Source organism: Pseudomonas fluorescens, from assembly GCF_902498195.1.
GTDB lineage: Bacteria > Pseudomonadota > Gammaproteobacteria > Pseudomonadales > Pseudomonadaceae > Aquipseudomonas > Aquipseudomonas fluorescens_BU.
The window spans coordinates 217,478-230,015 of record NZ_CABVIY010000006.1 but is presented as its reverse complement, the minus strand read 5'-3'; the positions used below and the strand labels follow the sequence as shown (position 1 = coordinate 230,015).

Sequence of the window (12,538 nt, the reverse complement as noted above, 5' to 3'; positions counted from 1 at the left end):
CAACACGAACAACAAACTTCAGAAACCACATGAGCATAGACAACACAATGAGTAATAAACATGATCAAACTCAGAAAAAGAATCACCAACCCCATGACAATAATTGCGATATTCGCAACCCTGTCTGAAACGTCGGCGGCGGTCTCCCTTCCCTTCCTCGAGGACGATGAAAAAGAAATCTACGTCTGGTTCCTGATCAGCTTTCCTTTTTATTTATTGTTCCTTTTCTTCGCCACACTCAACCTCAATTATCGATCGCTTTACTCACCCTCCGACTTTGAAAGCGACGAGCACTTCCTCAAAGCCATGGACAAGGATGACCCGCTGGAAAACAGCGTTTCAGGGAAAGTCTCCCCTCGCCGTAATGCACAGGCACCCGCCAACCAGATCGGTGCACCCGCCGCGCTGCCGGCTCAGCATCACATTCGCTTACCCGAACCACTGAAGGATATGCACATCATCGATGCACGAGGGATGAAAAACAAAACGCAGTTCAACGTTTCGCTGGAGAAGATTGGAAAGCCACAGGATGGGCAGGCCCATATGATTCTGTTTCTTACCGGGACTAAACTGGAAAAATCACTGAGAGAACGCATTCTCAAGTTTTCCAGGCTGACAAAAAAACGCGGCAGCGCCACTTACTGCGTTGCTTACGATTTGAACTCAGACAAGGTGACGTTCATGGACCCAAGCTGCCAACCGGCCAGTACATCGCAATGAGGCAGGTCCGGGCAGTGAGTTGTAGACAGGGAGGTATCAGGCAGGTCAATGCAAAACCCTTGCATCACCATTTCGGATCGAAAATGCTTTTCCGGGCTGGTGGCCCCGTCATTGACGAGGCCACCTGTCCACTACAGCTTCAAGGCGCTCAGAAAAGCTTCCGGCCCTTGTTGGCGGCAATGCGCATGCGCAAGGCATTGAGCTTGATGAAGCCCGCCGCATCGGCCTGGTTGTAGGCGCCGCCATCTTCCTCGAAGGTTGCGATGTTGGCGTCGAACAACGACTCGTCGGACTTGCGACCGGTAACGATCACGTTGCCCTTGTACAGTTTCAGGCGCACGACGCCGTTCACATGAGCCTGGGACGCATCGATCATCTGTTGCAGCATCAGACGCTCAGGGCTCCACCAGTAGCCGGTGTAGATCAGGCTGGCATACTTGGGCATCAGTTCGTCTTTGAGGTGAGCCACTTCGCGGTCCAGGGTGATCGATTCGATCGCACGGTGGGCGCGCAGCATGATGGTGCCACCTGGGGTCTCGTAGCAGCCACGGGACTTCATGCCCACGTAACGGTTCTCGACGATGTCCAGACGACCGATACCGTGTTCGCCACCGATACGGTTCAACGTCGCCAGCACGGTAGCCGGGGTCATTTCGACGCCATCCAGTGCCACGATGTCGCCGTTGCGGTAGGTCAGTTCCAGATACTGCGGCTTGTCGGGAGCGTTCTCCGGGGAGACGGTCCAGCGCCACATGTCTTCTTCGTGCTCGGTCCAGGTGTCTTCCAGCACGCCGCCTTCATAGGAGATGTGCAGCAGGTTGGCATCCATCGAGTACGGGGACTTTTTCTTGCCGTGACGCTCGATCGGGATCGCGTGCTTTTCAGCGTAATCCATCAGCTTTTCACGGGACAGCAGGTCCCATTCGCGCCACGGAGCGATCACTTTCACACCCGGTTTCAAGGCGTAGGCACCCAGTTCGAAACGAACCTGGTCGTTACCCTTGCCGGTGGCGCCGTGGGAAATGGCGTCAGCGCCTGTTTCGTTGGCGATTTCGATCAGGCGTTTGGCAATCAACGGACGAGCGATGGAAGTACCCAGCAGGTACTCGCCTTCGTAAACGGTGTTGGCGCGGAACATCGGAAAAACGAAATCGCGAACGAACTCTTCGCGCAAGTCGTCGATGTAGATCTCTTTTACGCCCATGGCCTGAGCCTTGGCGCGTGCAGGTTCGACCTCTTCGCCCTGACCCAGGTCAGCGGTGAAGGTCACGACTTCACAGTTATAAGTATCCTGCAGCCACTTGAGGATCACCGAAGTGTCCAGGCCGCCGGAATACGCCAGAACGACCTTGTTTACGTCCGCCATGCCATCACTCCACGGGGTTCTACGGAAAGCCGTGAAGTCTACCGCTCATACAGAATAATTTACAGTGGCGCGACAGCTTATGACGACGAAGCGACAGATTATGTCAAAGGCGCGACGATGACCGTCGAGTCAGGAAGTTGCCGATGTGCCCGGTTTCGTGGCCTGGGGCGCCACTTGCTCCGTCGGCGCGCCTCGCTCCAGGCGCACGGCGACCCGACGATTTTTCGAGCGGTTGGCGTTGTTGATATTGGGCGCCAACGGATAACTCTCGCCATGGAAGCGTACGGTGATCTGCGATTCCTGTATGCCGTTGGCCTTGAAGAACTCCATCACCGCCAAGGCCCGACGGCGTGACAGGTCACGGTTGGTCAGGCGATTGCCGCTGTTGTCGGAATGGCCGTCGAGTTCGATGCGATTGACCGTCGGATCGGCTTTCATGAACTCGAGCATCACCTGCAACCTGGCTTTGGCGGCCGCATCCAGATCGATGCCGCCGCCAGGGAAACCGATCTGGGACTGCTTCACCTGATCGAAATTCTGCGGCAACAGCTTCGCCACGCACCCCTGGTAGTCGGCAAACGCCTTATTGAACCTGACCGGCAACAGGCGCACTTCCGACACCCGGCCGTCGCCCGAAGAATGCCGGACCACGGGGCTGCGCCCATCCATCAGGCCGCTGATCAAACGCCCGGCCTGGGCCTGCGAACTGTTGAACAATACATTGCCGCTGCCGATTCTCACCGTACCCAGATTAATGTCGCCCCGCCCTGGCTGCCAAGGCGCAGCCGCCGCCAGCAAAGTCGCCGAGCCACCGCCCATCATGGCGTTGTAGGCGTTGAGCCGGAACGTCGCCTGCTCGCCGGCACGACGCACGAACTGCCCCGAGCCGAAATCGCTGATCGGCTGTGTCAGGCGGCACTCGAACTTGTCGCCCTCGACCGTCCACTCGATGCTCTCCAGACGCGTCTGGAAAGTGAGCGCCATCGCGGGAAGGCTGGCAAACACACTGAGCAAGGCTAAATAACGCTGGCGCACGGGAGGCTCCACTGGCTTCTACAACAAAAAGACCGACACACAGATGTTTACGGCATACCTGTTGGATATCGGAAGCTTCCCGCAAAACTTGATAGCGAGTGCCTGCAAGAGTCTTTTCCGGTAGCATTCCCCTCAGTTTGACCCGCCTGGAATCCCCTCATGTCCGACCGCCTGACCCTGCTGCGTCCCGACGACTGGCATATTCATCTTCGCGATGGTGCTGTGTTGACCAATACCGTCGCGGATGTCGCGCGCACCTTTGGTCGCGCCATCATCATGCCCAACCTGGTGCCGCCCGTGCGCAATGCGGCTGAAGCCGACGGCTACCGCCAGCGGATCCTCGCTGCGCGCCCGGCCGGCAGCCAGTTCCAACCGCTGATGGTCCTGTACCTGACCGACCGCACCCAGCCCGAGGAAATTCGCGAGGCCAAGGCCAGCGGTTTCGTTTACGCCGCCAAGCTGTACCCGGCTGGCGCGACCACCAACTCGGACTCGGGCGTCACCAGCATCGACAAGATCTTCCCCGCGCTCGAGGCCATGGCCGAAGTGGGAATGCCCTTGCTGATCCACGGTGAAGTCACCCGCGGCGATGTTGATGTGTTCGACCGCGAGAAAATCTTCATCGATGAGCACATGCGCCGTGTGGTCGAGCGTTTCCCGACCCTCAAAGTGGTGTTCGAACACATCACCACCGCTGACGCCGTGCAGTTCGTCAACTCGGCTTCGGCCAACGTGGGCGCGACCATCACCGCGCATCACCTGTTGTACAACCGCAACCACATGTTGGTGGGCGGGATTCGGCCGCACTTCTATTGCCTGCCGATCCTCAAGCGCAACACCCATCAGGAAGCGCTGCTCGATGCCGCCACCAGCGGCAGCGACAAGTTCTTCCTTGGCACCGATTCGGCACCCCACGCCCAGCATGCCAAGGAAGCCGCCTGCGGTTGCGCCGGCTGCTACACCGCTTTTGCGGCCATCGAGATGTATGCCGAGGCGTTCGAACAGCGCAACGCGCTGGACAAGCTTGAAGCCTTCGCCAGCCTCAACGGCCCGCGCTTCTATGGCCTGCCGGCGAACACCGATCGCATCACCCTGGTTCGCGAAGAATGGACCGCCCCAACCAGCCTGCCGTTCGGCGAGCTGACCGTTATCCCGCTGCGCGCCGGTGAAAAACTGCGCTGGCGCCTGCTGGAGGAACACGCGTGAGTGAAGACCATTTCGACGACGAACAGGAAGGTCAAGGCAGCGGAGGTGGTTCGCGCCATCCCATGGCCGCCAGGTTTCGTGGTTACCTGCCCGTTGTCGTCGACGTAGAAACCGGTGGCTTCAATTCGGCCACCGACGCCCTGCTGGAAATCGCCGCGACCACCATCGCCATGGATGAAAAGGGGTTTGTCTACCCGGACCACACCTACTTCTTCCGGGTCGAGCCTTTCGAAGGCGCGAACGTCGAGGCGGCAGCCCTGGAGTTCACCGGGATCAAGCTCGATCACCCGCTGCGCATGGCCGTGAGTGAAGAGACAGCCCTGAACGATATCTTCCGTGGCGTGCGCAAGGCGCTCAAGGCCAACGGTTGCAAACGGGCGATCCTGGTCGGGCACAACAGCAGCTTCGACCTGGGCTTCCTTAACGCCGCGGTCGCGCGCCTGGACATGAAACGCAACCCGTTTCACCCGTTCTCCAGTTTCGACACCGCGACCCTCGCCGGCCTGGCGTATGGTCAAACAGTGCTGGCCAAGGCCTGCCAGGCAGCCGATATCGACTTCGACGGTCGCGAGGCCCACTCGGCTCGCTACGACACCGAGAAGACCGCCGAGCTGTTCTGCGGCATCGTCAATCGCTGGAAACAAATGGGCGGCTGGGAAGACTTCGACGATTGATTCGTCGCTGCCATCGCGCACATAAAAAAACCGGCCTCGAGGGCCGGTTTTTTTATGCTTCGAACGCGCCTTACAGAGCAGCAGCGTGCTCGGTCAGGTAGGCAGCAACGCCTTCTGGCGAAGCGTTCATGCCTTTGTCGCCTTTTTTCCAGTTGGCAGGGCAAACTTCGCCGTGCTCTTCGTGGAATTGCAGAGCGTCGACCAGACGCAGCAGCTCTTCCATGTTACGACCCAGTGGCAGGTCGTTGATGATCTGCGAACGGACAACGCCTTTGTCGTCGATCAGGAATGCGCCACGGAAAGCAACGCCGTCAGCGGACTGAACGTCGTAGGCCTTCATGATTTCCTGCTTGATGTCGGCAGCCATGGTGTAACGAACTGCGCCGATACCGCCATCGTTTACCGGGGTGTTGCGCCAGGCGTTGTGGGTGAAATGCGAGTCGATCGAAACGGCAACCACTTCGACGTTGCGTGCCTTGAACTCAGACATGCGGTTGTCCAGAGCGATCAGCTCGGACGGGCAAACGAAGGTGAAGTCCAGTGGGTAGAAGAACACCAGGCCGTATTTGCCTTTGATGGCCGACGACAGGGTGAAGCTGTCTACGATTTCGCCATTGCCGAGTACGGCCGGTACGGTGAAGTCTGGGGCTTGTTTGCCTACGAGTACGCTCATTGGATATCTCCTGGTGTAGAAACGTGAAAAACGAGGTTTGCGCCAGCCTGCCACCCTCAGGCGACAGCCCTGTGACACAAACCCGTTCCGCAAAGACCGGCCATCATACACTGCGTTTTTCGCGTGTCCTTAACGGTTTTTCCTGAAGGGATGAAAAACGCGGGTCCTGATTTCGTTTCTCGCCCCCTCTGGAAAACACCGTTCGTCAGCCCTTCAAAAACCCTCCCGAAAGCACTTTGACAATCATTCTCGTTAACATTAAGATCCATCGCATTCGAGACATAAACCAGCGACGGTCTTCACTTATGTATGTTTGCCTCTGCACTGGCGTCACCGACGGCCAAATCCGCGATGCGATCTATGAAGGATGCTGCAGCTACAAGGAAGTCCGCCAGGCCACCGGCGTTGCCAGTCAATGTGGTAAATGTGCCTGCCTGGCCAAGGAAGTGGTCCGCGAGACCCTGACAAAATTGCAGACGGCCCAGGCCGCGATTCCTTTTCCCGCTGAATTTACAGCCGCTTAAATACCTCTTTTCAAAGAACCGGACTGATGTCCGGTTTTTTTATGTCTGAAAATCAATTGCTTAGGCGCTAGACGCGGAACACAAACATTCTTATTCCGATTAATTTTCACTTAAGTTTCAATAACTTAGGTTTGACACTATTAATTGTGCGGCTCAAACTCTGCCTTATAGACAGTTAATACAGGGCAGGACCCCATCATGAAAGGCGACGTTACAGTCATCCAGCATCTCAACAAGATCCTTGCCAATGAGCTGGTCGCGATCAATCAATACTTCCTGCATGCGCGCATGTATGAAGATTGGGGTCTGAACAAGCTCGGCAAACACGAGTACAAAGAATCCATCGACGAGATGAAGCACGCGGACAAACTGATCAAGCGGATTCTGTTCCTTGAAGGCCTGCCAAACGTCCAGGACCTGGGCAAGCTGCACATCGGCGAGCACACCAAGGAAATGATCGAGTGCGACCTGCGTATCGAGCGCACCGGCCATGCCGACCTGAAAGTAGCCATCGCGCATTGCGAAACCGTTGGCGACTTCGGTAGCCGTGAACTGCTTGAAGATATCCTTGAGTCGGAAGAAGAACATATCGACTGGCTGGAAACCCAACTTGGCCTGATCGACAAGATCGGTATCGAGAACTATCTGCAATCGCAGATGGGCGAAGACGAATAACTTCCAGGCAATAAAAAGCCCCGCTCTCTTTAAAGAGGCGGGGCTTTTTTATGCACCGGTTTTAGGGTCACCCTAAAACAAATGTGGGAGCGGGCTTACTCGCGAAAGCGGTAGATTAGTCAACATAATTGTTGAATGTCACCCCGCATTCGCGAGCAAGCCCGCTCCCACACACAGCAAATCAGGCTTCGGACTTGTTCGCGGCAGCGGCTTCGACAGCAGCCTTGATGGTGGTTTGCAACGAACCGTCTGCAGCCATCTCGGTCATGATGTCGCTACCGCCAACCAGCTCGCCACCGACCCACAGTTGCGGGAAGGTTGGCCAGTTGGCGTATTTTGGCAGGTTGGCGCGGATTTCCGGGTTCTGCAGGATGTCCACGTACGCAAACTTTTCGCCACACGCCATCACAGCCTGTGCGGCTTTCGCGGAGAAGCCACACTGCGGGGCATTCGGCGAACCTTTCATGTAAAGCAGAATGGTGTTGTTGGCAATCTGCTCTTTAATCGTTTCGATGATATCCATGGAGCACCTCGGCTGAACTTTCCGACTCATGGGTCGGCACGGTGGCGCATTGTAACGGAAAGCCGACGCCCATGCTCGGTCTCTCCGTCAGATACGATCAAGCCGCCGCCACGGTCACCGGCACGCCATTGAGCGCCGCATTCCCCGACAGCTCATCAAGCTGACACTCATCCGTCAGGTCATTGGCACTGGACCCCGGTTGGCTGCTGGCAATGGTCATCTGCACACCCGGTCGCGCATGTCCCCAACCGTGCGGCAGGCTGACCACACCTTTCATCATATCCAGGCTGCCCAGCACTTCAACTTCAATCACCCCGACCCGTGAGCTGACCCGAACGCGCTGCCCGTCGCTCAATCCTCTACTGGCCAGGTCCTCCGGGTGCATCAACAATTGGTGGCGCGGCTTGCCCTTCACCAGGCGGTGATAGTTATGCATCCATGAATTGTTACTGCGCACATGCCGTCGGCCAATCATCAACAGCTCATCGGCGGTTGGAGCCTGCAATGCCGCAAAGCGCGCCAGGTCGGCGAGGATCACGGCAGGCGCCGCCTGGACACGCTGATTGGCGGTTTTCAGGCGTGGCGCCAGATTGGGCTTGAGCGGCCCCAGGTCAACGCCATGGGGATGATCGAACAGCGTCGTCAACGACAGCTGATGCTCCGACGCATCGCCATACAACCCCATGCGCAAACCACGATCGATCATTTGAGCCGGGGCCATCGTGGGCTTCAGATCCTTGCCGGCTTTCGTGGCGAATGCCTTGGCCAGCCCGACGAAAATCTCCCAGTCATGCAGCGCGCCTCGCGGCTTGGCCAGGATCGCCCGGTTGAAGCGGCTGACGTTGCGCACCGCAAACATGTTGAACGTGGTGTCGTAGTGATCGTTTTCCAGCGCCGATGTCGACGGCAGGATCAGGTCGGCGTAACGCGTGGTCTCGTTGATATACAAGTCGACGCTGACCATGAACTCAAGCCCGTCGAGTGCCTGTTCCAGCTGACGGCCATTGGGCGTGGAGAGTACCGGGTTGCCTGCCACGGTGATCAGCGCGCGGACCTGCCCTTCCCCTTCGGTCAGCATCTCCTCGGCCAGCGCCGACACCGGCAACTCGCCAGCGTATTCCGGGCGTCCGGAAACCCGGCTTTGCCACAGATTGAAATGCCCGCCGGAGGTCGAAGCCACCAGGTCCACCGCCGGCTCGGTGCACAACGCACCGCCCACGCGGTCGAGGTTACCGGTAACCAGGTTGATCAGCTGCACCAGCCAGTGGCACAGCGTGCCGAACGCCTGAGTCGAGACGCCCATGCGACCGTAGCAAACGGCGCTCGGCGCTGCGGCGAAATCCCGCGCCAATTGGCGGATCTGTCCGGCAGGAATCGCACACAACGGGCTCATGGCTTCGGCCGTGAAGCTGGCAACGGCCGCACGCACTTCATCCAGGCCATCGACCGGCAAATGTGTGTCGCGTGCCAGGCCTTCAGCAAACAAGGTGTTGAGCAGGCCAAACAACAACGCCGCGTCGCCACCCGGGCGTACGAACAGATGCTGATCGGCGATGGCCGCCGTTTCGCTGCGACGCGGGTCGACCACCACGACTTTGCCGCCACGGGCCTGAATCGCTTTCAGGCGTTTTTCCACATCCGGCACGGTCATGATGCTGCCGTTGGAGGCGAGCGGGTTGCCGCCCAGGATCAGCATGAAGTCGGTATGATCGATGTCCGGGATCGGCAGCAACAAACCGTGGCCGTACATCAAATGACTGGTCAGGTGATGGGGCAGTTGATCGACCGATGTCGCGGAAAACCGGTTACGGGTTTTCAGCAGGCCGAGAAAATAATTGCTGTGGGTCATCAGCCCGTAGTTGTGCACGCTGGGATTGCCTTGATAGACCGCCACCGCGTTTTGCCCGTGACGCTCCTGAATCGCCGCCAGGCGCTCGGCGACAAGGTTGAAGGCATCTTCCCACTCGATGGGTTGCCATTCGCTGCCCACCCGCCGCATCGGCTGGTGCAGGCGATCCGGATCGTTCTGGATGTCTTGCAGGGCGACAGCCTTGGGGCAGATGTGCCCACGACTGAAGGTATCCAGCGGATCGCCCTTGATCGAGGTGATTTGCACGTTGCCGGCATCGACCTCGGTGGTTTCGATGGTCAGGCCGCAGATGGCTTCGCACAGGTGGCAGGCACGGTGATGGAGAGTCTTGGTCATGGCCAGTCTCTGTCTTGTTCTGGGCGGGCACTGTTGGCCGCGGAAACAAAACTATGGCGCCAGTCCCGCCACCGCGCCAGCGTCGTCAGTCTTGTGAATTGCTGGCCATCAGGCCAGCCGATGGCCCCGGATGATCAGCTCGATGGCAGCCCGGGCGGCGCCTGCAGCTGAATCTCCTCGACGGTTTCGATCTGCTCGTGGGCAAGGTGCACCCCGGTCAGTTCACCGATCAACCGCCAATGCTCGTCGAGCCCGGTGCTGATGGTGGCCATGCGGTCGATCATGCGGCGGCCGGCATCCCGGGTCACTGGATCGTGGCTGCGCAGCAGTTCGAAAGACATCGACGTCATGGAGGCGGTCAGGTGGGTCAGGGAGCGGGCCGTGAGGCCGAGCAATTCCATTAGCTGCTGTTCTTTCGATTCCATTGCGGAGGCTTCCTGCATCGCGGGTGATTTATTTATAACCCAGCACTTTGCATTAGCAAATGTTTCAGATGGAACGCGCCGTTTAACCAAGTCCGCCAGCGACTGGCCTGAAACCGACCATCAATACGCCACCACCGCCCCGTTTGATTGCCAAGCTGCGCGGGCGCGGTGTACAAATGCCTGGCTGCTGTCAGGAAACAGGCTTCAAAAGCGCGACTGCGGATATTCCGTAGCCCCTCTGAAATCCCCTAAAAACCGTAGCCCTATTGGTAAGACGCGACATTTAATTATAAGATCGCGCCTTCCCCTATTTCGTCGCCCCGTGCGGCTTACGCCGCAGGTCTCGCCCGTTGTTCCGTTAAACAAGGCTTTGAGCATCTGCGGTTTGTAGCAAAAAGGTAGTCAATGATGAGCGCAAGGCACTTTCTCTCCCTGATGGATTGCACGCCCGAAGAGCTGGTCAGCGTGATCCGTCGAGGCGTTGAGCTCAAGGACCTGCGTAACCGCGGCGTACTGTTCGAGCCCCTGAAAAACCGCGTGCTCGGGATGATTTTCGAGAAGTCCTCGACCCGCACGCGCATTTCGTTCGAAGCCGGCATGATCCAGCTGGGCGGCCAGGCCATTTTCCTGTCGCCGCGTGACACCCAGCTCGGCCGGGGCGAGCCGATCAGCGATGCCGCCATCGTCATGTCGAGCATGCTTGATGCGGTGATGATCCGTACCTTTTCCCACAGCACCCTGACCGAATTCGCCGCCAACTCGCGCGTCCCGCTGATCAACGGCCTGTCCGATGACCTGCACCCGTGCCAGCTGCTGGCCGACATGCAGACTTTCCTCGAACACCGCGGCTCCATCCAGGGCAAGACCGTGGCCTGGATCGGCGACGGCAACAACATGTGCAACAGCTATATAGAAGCGGCGATCCAGTTCGACTTCCAGTTGCGCGTTGCCTGCCCTGAAGGATACGAACCGAACCCTGAATTCATGGCCAAGGCCGGTGACCGCGTGACCATCGTCCGCGACCCGAAGGACGCCGTGCGCGGCGCCCATCTGGTGAGCACCGACGTCTGGACCTCCATGGGCCAGGAAGAAGAAACCGCCAAGCGCCTTGAGCTGTTCGCCCCGTACCAGGTCAACCGCGCCCTGCTCGACCTCGCCGCCCCGGACGTGCTGTTCATGCATTGCCTGCCGGCGCACCGTGGCGAAGAGATCAGCGTCGACCTGCTCGACGACCCGCGCTCGGTGGCCTGGGACCAGGCGGAAAACCGTCTTCACGCACAAAAGGCCCTGCTCGAGTTTCTGGTCGAGCCGGCGTACCACCACGCATGAGCCAGCCATTACTGCTGAACCTGCGCAACCTCGCCTGCGGCTATCAGGACCAGCGCGTGGTGCAGAACCTCAACCTGCATCTGAACGCGGGCGACATCGGTTGTCTGCTGGGCTCTTCGGGCTGCGGCAAGACCACCACCCTGCGCGCCATTGCCGGTTTCGAACCGGTGCACGAAGGTGATATCCAGCTGGCCGGAGAGACGATCTCCAGCGCCGGTTTCACCCTCGCGCCGGAGAAACGGCGCATCGGCATGGTGTTCCAGGACTACGCACTGTTTCCGCATTTGAGCGTGGCCGACAACATTGCCTTCGGCATTCGCAAGCATCCGCAAAAGGATCGCGTGGTCGAAGAGTTGCTGGAACTGGTCAACCTGAAAAACCTCGGCAAGCGCTATCCCCATGAGCTTTCCGGTGGCCAGCAGCAACGCGTGGCCCTGGCCCGGGCCCTGGCGCCGGAACCGCAACTGCTGTTGCTCGACGAACCCTTTTCCAACCTCGATGGCGAATTGCGCCGCAAGCTCAGCCACGAGGTGCGCGACATTCTCAAGGCCCGGGGTACCAGCGCGATCCTGGTGACCCACGACCAGGAAGAAGCCTTCGCCGTCAGCGATCACGTGGGGGTATTCAAGGAAGGTCGGCTGGAACAGTGGGACACGCCCTACAACCTGTACCACGAACCGCTGACCCCGTACGTGGCCAGTTTCATCGGCCAGGGTTACTTCATTCGCGGTCAGTTGAGCAGCCCGGAATCGGTGCAGACCGAACTGGGTGAGTTGCGCGGCAACCGGGCCTACACCTGGCCGGTCGGTGGTGCGGTGGATGTGCTGCTGCGTCCGGACGATATCGTCTATGCGCCCGACAGCGCATTGAAGGCGCGGATCGTTGGCAAGTCGTTCCAGGGCGCGTCGACGCTATATCGCCTGCAAATGCCGACCGGCGCGCAACTGGAATCGATCTTCCCGAGTCATGTCGATCATCAGGTCGGCGCAGTGGTTGGCATTCGGGTCGCGGCGGAACACCTGGTGCTGTTCCAGGCCTCCGGCAGCATGGCGGCGCAGATCCCCGCCGTGGAATCCGGCGTACGGCGCTTCAGCACCGCCCACTGAAACACACTGGTCACATGTGGGAGCGGGCTTGCTCGCGAAGGCATTCTGTCAGTCGATATCATTGTTGACTGACACT

The 12,538-nt window shown here is 58.9% G+C and carries 13 protein-coding genes; 7 read left to right on the top strand and 6 right to left on the bottom strand.

Features of this window, described 5'->3' with window-relative positions; translation table 11 throughout:
• The first annotated feature begins 60 nt into the window (after positions 1 to 60).
• The gene (locus F8N66_RS22480; RefSeq protein ID WP_150772263.1) at positions 61 to 720 is read left to right on the top strand and encodes a hypothetical protein; all 660 of its coding nucleotides are present in this window, start codon (positions 61 to 63) and stop codon (positions 718 to 720) included.
• 148 nt (positions 721 to 868) lie between these two features.
• Here the strand turns inward: F8N66_RS22480 and F8N66_RS22475 are convergent, their stop codons facing one another.
• Together F8N66_RS22475 and F8N66_RS22470 are read right to left on the bottom strand one after the other, a co-directional pair.
• Entirely contained in the window at positions 869 to 2,086 is a 1,218-nt protein-coding gene (locus tag F8N66_RS22475; RefSeq protein WP_007938916.1) for an argininosuccinate synthase, read from the bottom strand.
• A gap of 129 nt (positions 2,087 to 2,215) precedes the next feature.
• Positions 2,216 to 3,121, bottom strand: a complete 906-nt coding sequence (locus F8N66_RS22470; protein WP_150772262.1) for a flagellar protein MotY — start codon at positions 3,119 to 3,121, stop codon at positions 2,216 to 2,218.
• 159 nt (positions 3,122 to 3,280) lie between these two features.
• Between F8N66_RS22470 and pyrC the strand changes: the two genes are divergently transcribed.
• Positions 3,281 to 4,327 (top strand): dihydroorotase, encoded by a 1,047-nt coding sequence (gene pyrC / locus F8N66_RS22465; protein WP_150772261.1) that lies wholly within the window; start codon positions 3,281 to 3,283, stop codon positions 4,325 to 4,327.
• Positions 4,324 to 5,001, top strand: coding sequence for a ribonuclease T (gene rnt / locus F8N66_RS22460; RefSeq protein ID WP_150772260.1), 678 nt, complete (start codon positions 4,324 to 4,326; stop codon positions 4,999 to 5,001). The genes pyrC and rnt overlap by 4 nt, the downstream gene beginning before the upstream one ends.
• Positions 5,002 to 5,071: 70 nt before the next feature.
• On the opposite strand, the gene F8N66_RS22455 is transcribed toward rnt, so the two are convergent.
• Positions 5,072 to 5,674: a peroxiredoxin gene (locus F8N66_RS22455; protein WP_008057532.1), complete on the bottom strand. Its 603-nt coding sequence runs from the start codon at positions 5,672 to 5,674 to the stop codon at positions 5,072 to 5,074.
• Between the two features lie 305 nt (positions 5,675 to 5,979).
• Between F8N66_RS22455 and F8N66_RS22450 the strand changes: the two genes are divergently transcribed.
• Both F8N66_RS22450 and bfr read left to right on the top strand, forming a co-directional pair.
• The gene (locus tag F8N66_RS22450) at positions 5,980 to 6,198 is read left to right on the top strand and encodes a bacterioferritin-associated ferredoxin (RefSeq protein ID WP_090324905.1); all 219 of its coding nucleotides are present in this window, start codon (positions 5,980 to 5,982) and stop codon (positions 6,196 to 6,198) included.
• A 198-nt stretch (positions 6,199 to 6,396) separates the two neighbouring features.
• Positions 6,397 to 6,873, top strand: a complete 477-nt coding sequence (bfr, locus tag F8N66_RS22445; protein WP_150772259.1) for a bacterioferritin — start codon at positions 6,397 to 6,399, stop codon at positions 6,871 to 6,873.
• Between the two features lie 181 nt (positions 6,874 to 7,054).
• Here bfr and grxD read toward each other — a convergent pair whose 3' ends face one another.
• The 3 genes from grxD to F8N66_RS22430 form a co-directional block, all read right to left on the bottom strand.
• A complete protein-coding gene (gene grxD, locus F8N66_RS22440) occupies positions 7,055 to 7,396 on the bottom strand; it encodes a Grx4 family monothiol glutaredoxin (protein ID WP_034149018.1) in 342 nt (113 codons plus the stop codon).
• Between the two features lie 97 nt (positions 7,397 to 7,493).
• Positions 7,494 to 9,602 (bottom strand): molybdopterin oxidoreductase family protein, encoded by a 2,109-nt coding sequence (locus tag F8N66_RS22435; protein WP_150772258.1) that lies wholly within the window; start codon positions 9,600 to 9,602, stop codon positions 7,494 to 7,496.
• A gap of 134 nt (positions 9,603 to 9,736) precedes the next feature.
• Entirely contained in the window at positions 9,737 to 10,027 is a 291-nt protein-coding gene (locus tag F8N66_RS22430) for a hypothetical protein (RefSeq protein ID WP_150772257.1), read from the bottom strand.
• Positions 10,028 to 10,435: 408 nt separating this feature from the next.
• On the opposite strand from F8N66_RS22430, the gene argF reads away from it, so the two are divergent.
• Both argF and F8N66_RS22420 read left to right on the top strand, forming a co-directional pair.
• Positions 10,436 to 11,356: an ornithine carbamoyltransferase gene (gene argF, locus F8N66_RS22425; RefSeq protein ID WP_150772256.1), complete on the top strand. Its 921-nt coding sequence runs from the start codon at positions 10,436 to 10,438 to the stop codon at positions 11,354 to 11,356.
• Positions 11,353 to 12,462: an ABC transporter ATP-binding protein gene (locus F8N66_RS22420; protein ID WP_150772255.1), complete on the top strand. Its 1,110-nt coding sequence runs from the start codon at positions 11,353 to 11,355 to the stop codon at positions 12,460 to 12,462. The genes argF and F8N66_RS22420 overlap by 4 nt, the downstream gene beginning before the upstream one ends.
• The last annotated feature ends 76 nt before the right edge of the window (positions 12,463 to 12,538 follow it).

Coding starts and splice junctions, on each gene's coding strand:
- F8N66_RS22475 (WP_007938916.1), bottom strand. CDS start 2,086: ATGGCGGACGTAAACAAGGTCGTTCTGGCGTATTCCGGCGGCCTGGAC.
- bfr (WP_150772259.1), top strand. CDS start 6,397: ATGAAAGGCGACGTTACAGTCATCCAGCATCTCAACAAGATCCTTGCC.
- F8N66_RS22435 (WP_150772258.1), bottom strand. CDS start 9,602: ATGACCAAGACTCTCCATCACCGTGCCTGCCACCTGTGCGAAGCCATC.
- argF (WP_150772256.1), top strand. CDS start 10,436: ATGAGCGCAAGGCACTTTCTCTCCCTGATGGATTGCACGCCCGAAGAG.
- F8N66_RS22480 (WP_150772263.1), top strand. CDS start 61: ATGATCAAACTCAGAAAAAGAATCACCAACCCCATGACAATAATTGCG.
- F8N66_RS22455 (WP_008057532.1), bottom strand. CDS start 5,674: ATGAGCGTACTCGTAGGCAAACAAGCCCCAGACTTCACCGTACCGGCC.
- grxD (WP_034149018.1), bottom strand. CDS start 7,396: ATGGATATCATCGAAACGATTAAAGAGCAGATTGCCAACAACACCATT.
- F8N66_RS22450 (WP_090324905.1), top strand. CDS start 5,980: ATGTATGTTTGCCTCTGCACTGGCGTCACCGACGGCCAAATCCGCGAT.
- F8N66_RS22430 (WP_150772257.1), bottom strand. CDS start 10,027: ATGGAATCGAAAGAACAGCAGCTAATGGAATTGCTCGGCCTCACGGCC.
- F8N66_RS22420 (WP_150772255.1), top strand. CDS start 11,353: ATGAGCCAGCCATTACTGCTGAACCTGCGCAACCTCGCCTGCGGCTAT.
- pyrC (WP_150772261.1), top strand. CDS start 3,281: ATGTCCGACCGCCTGACCCTGCTGCGTCCCGACGACTGGCATATTCAT.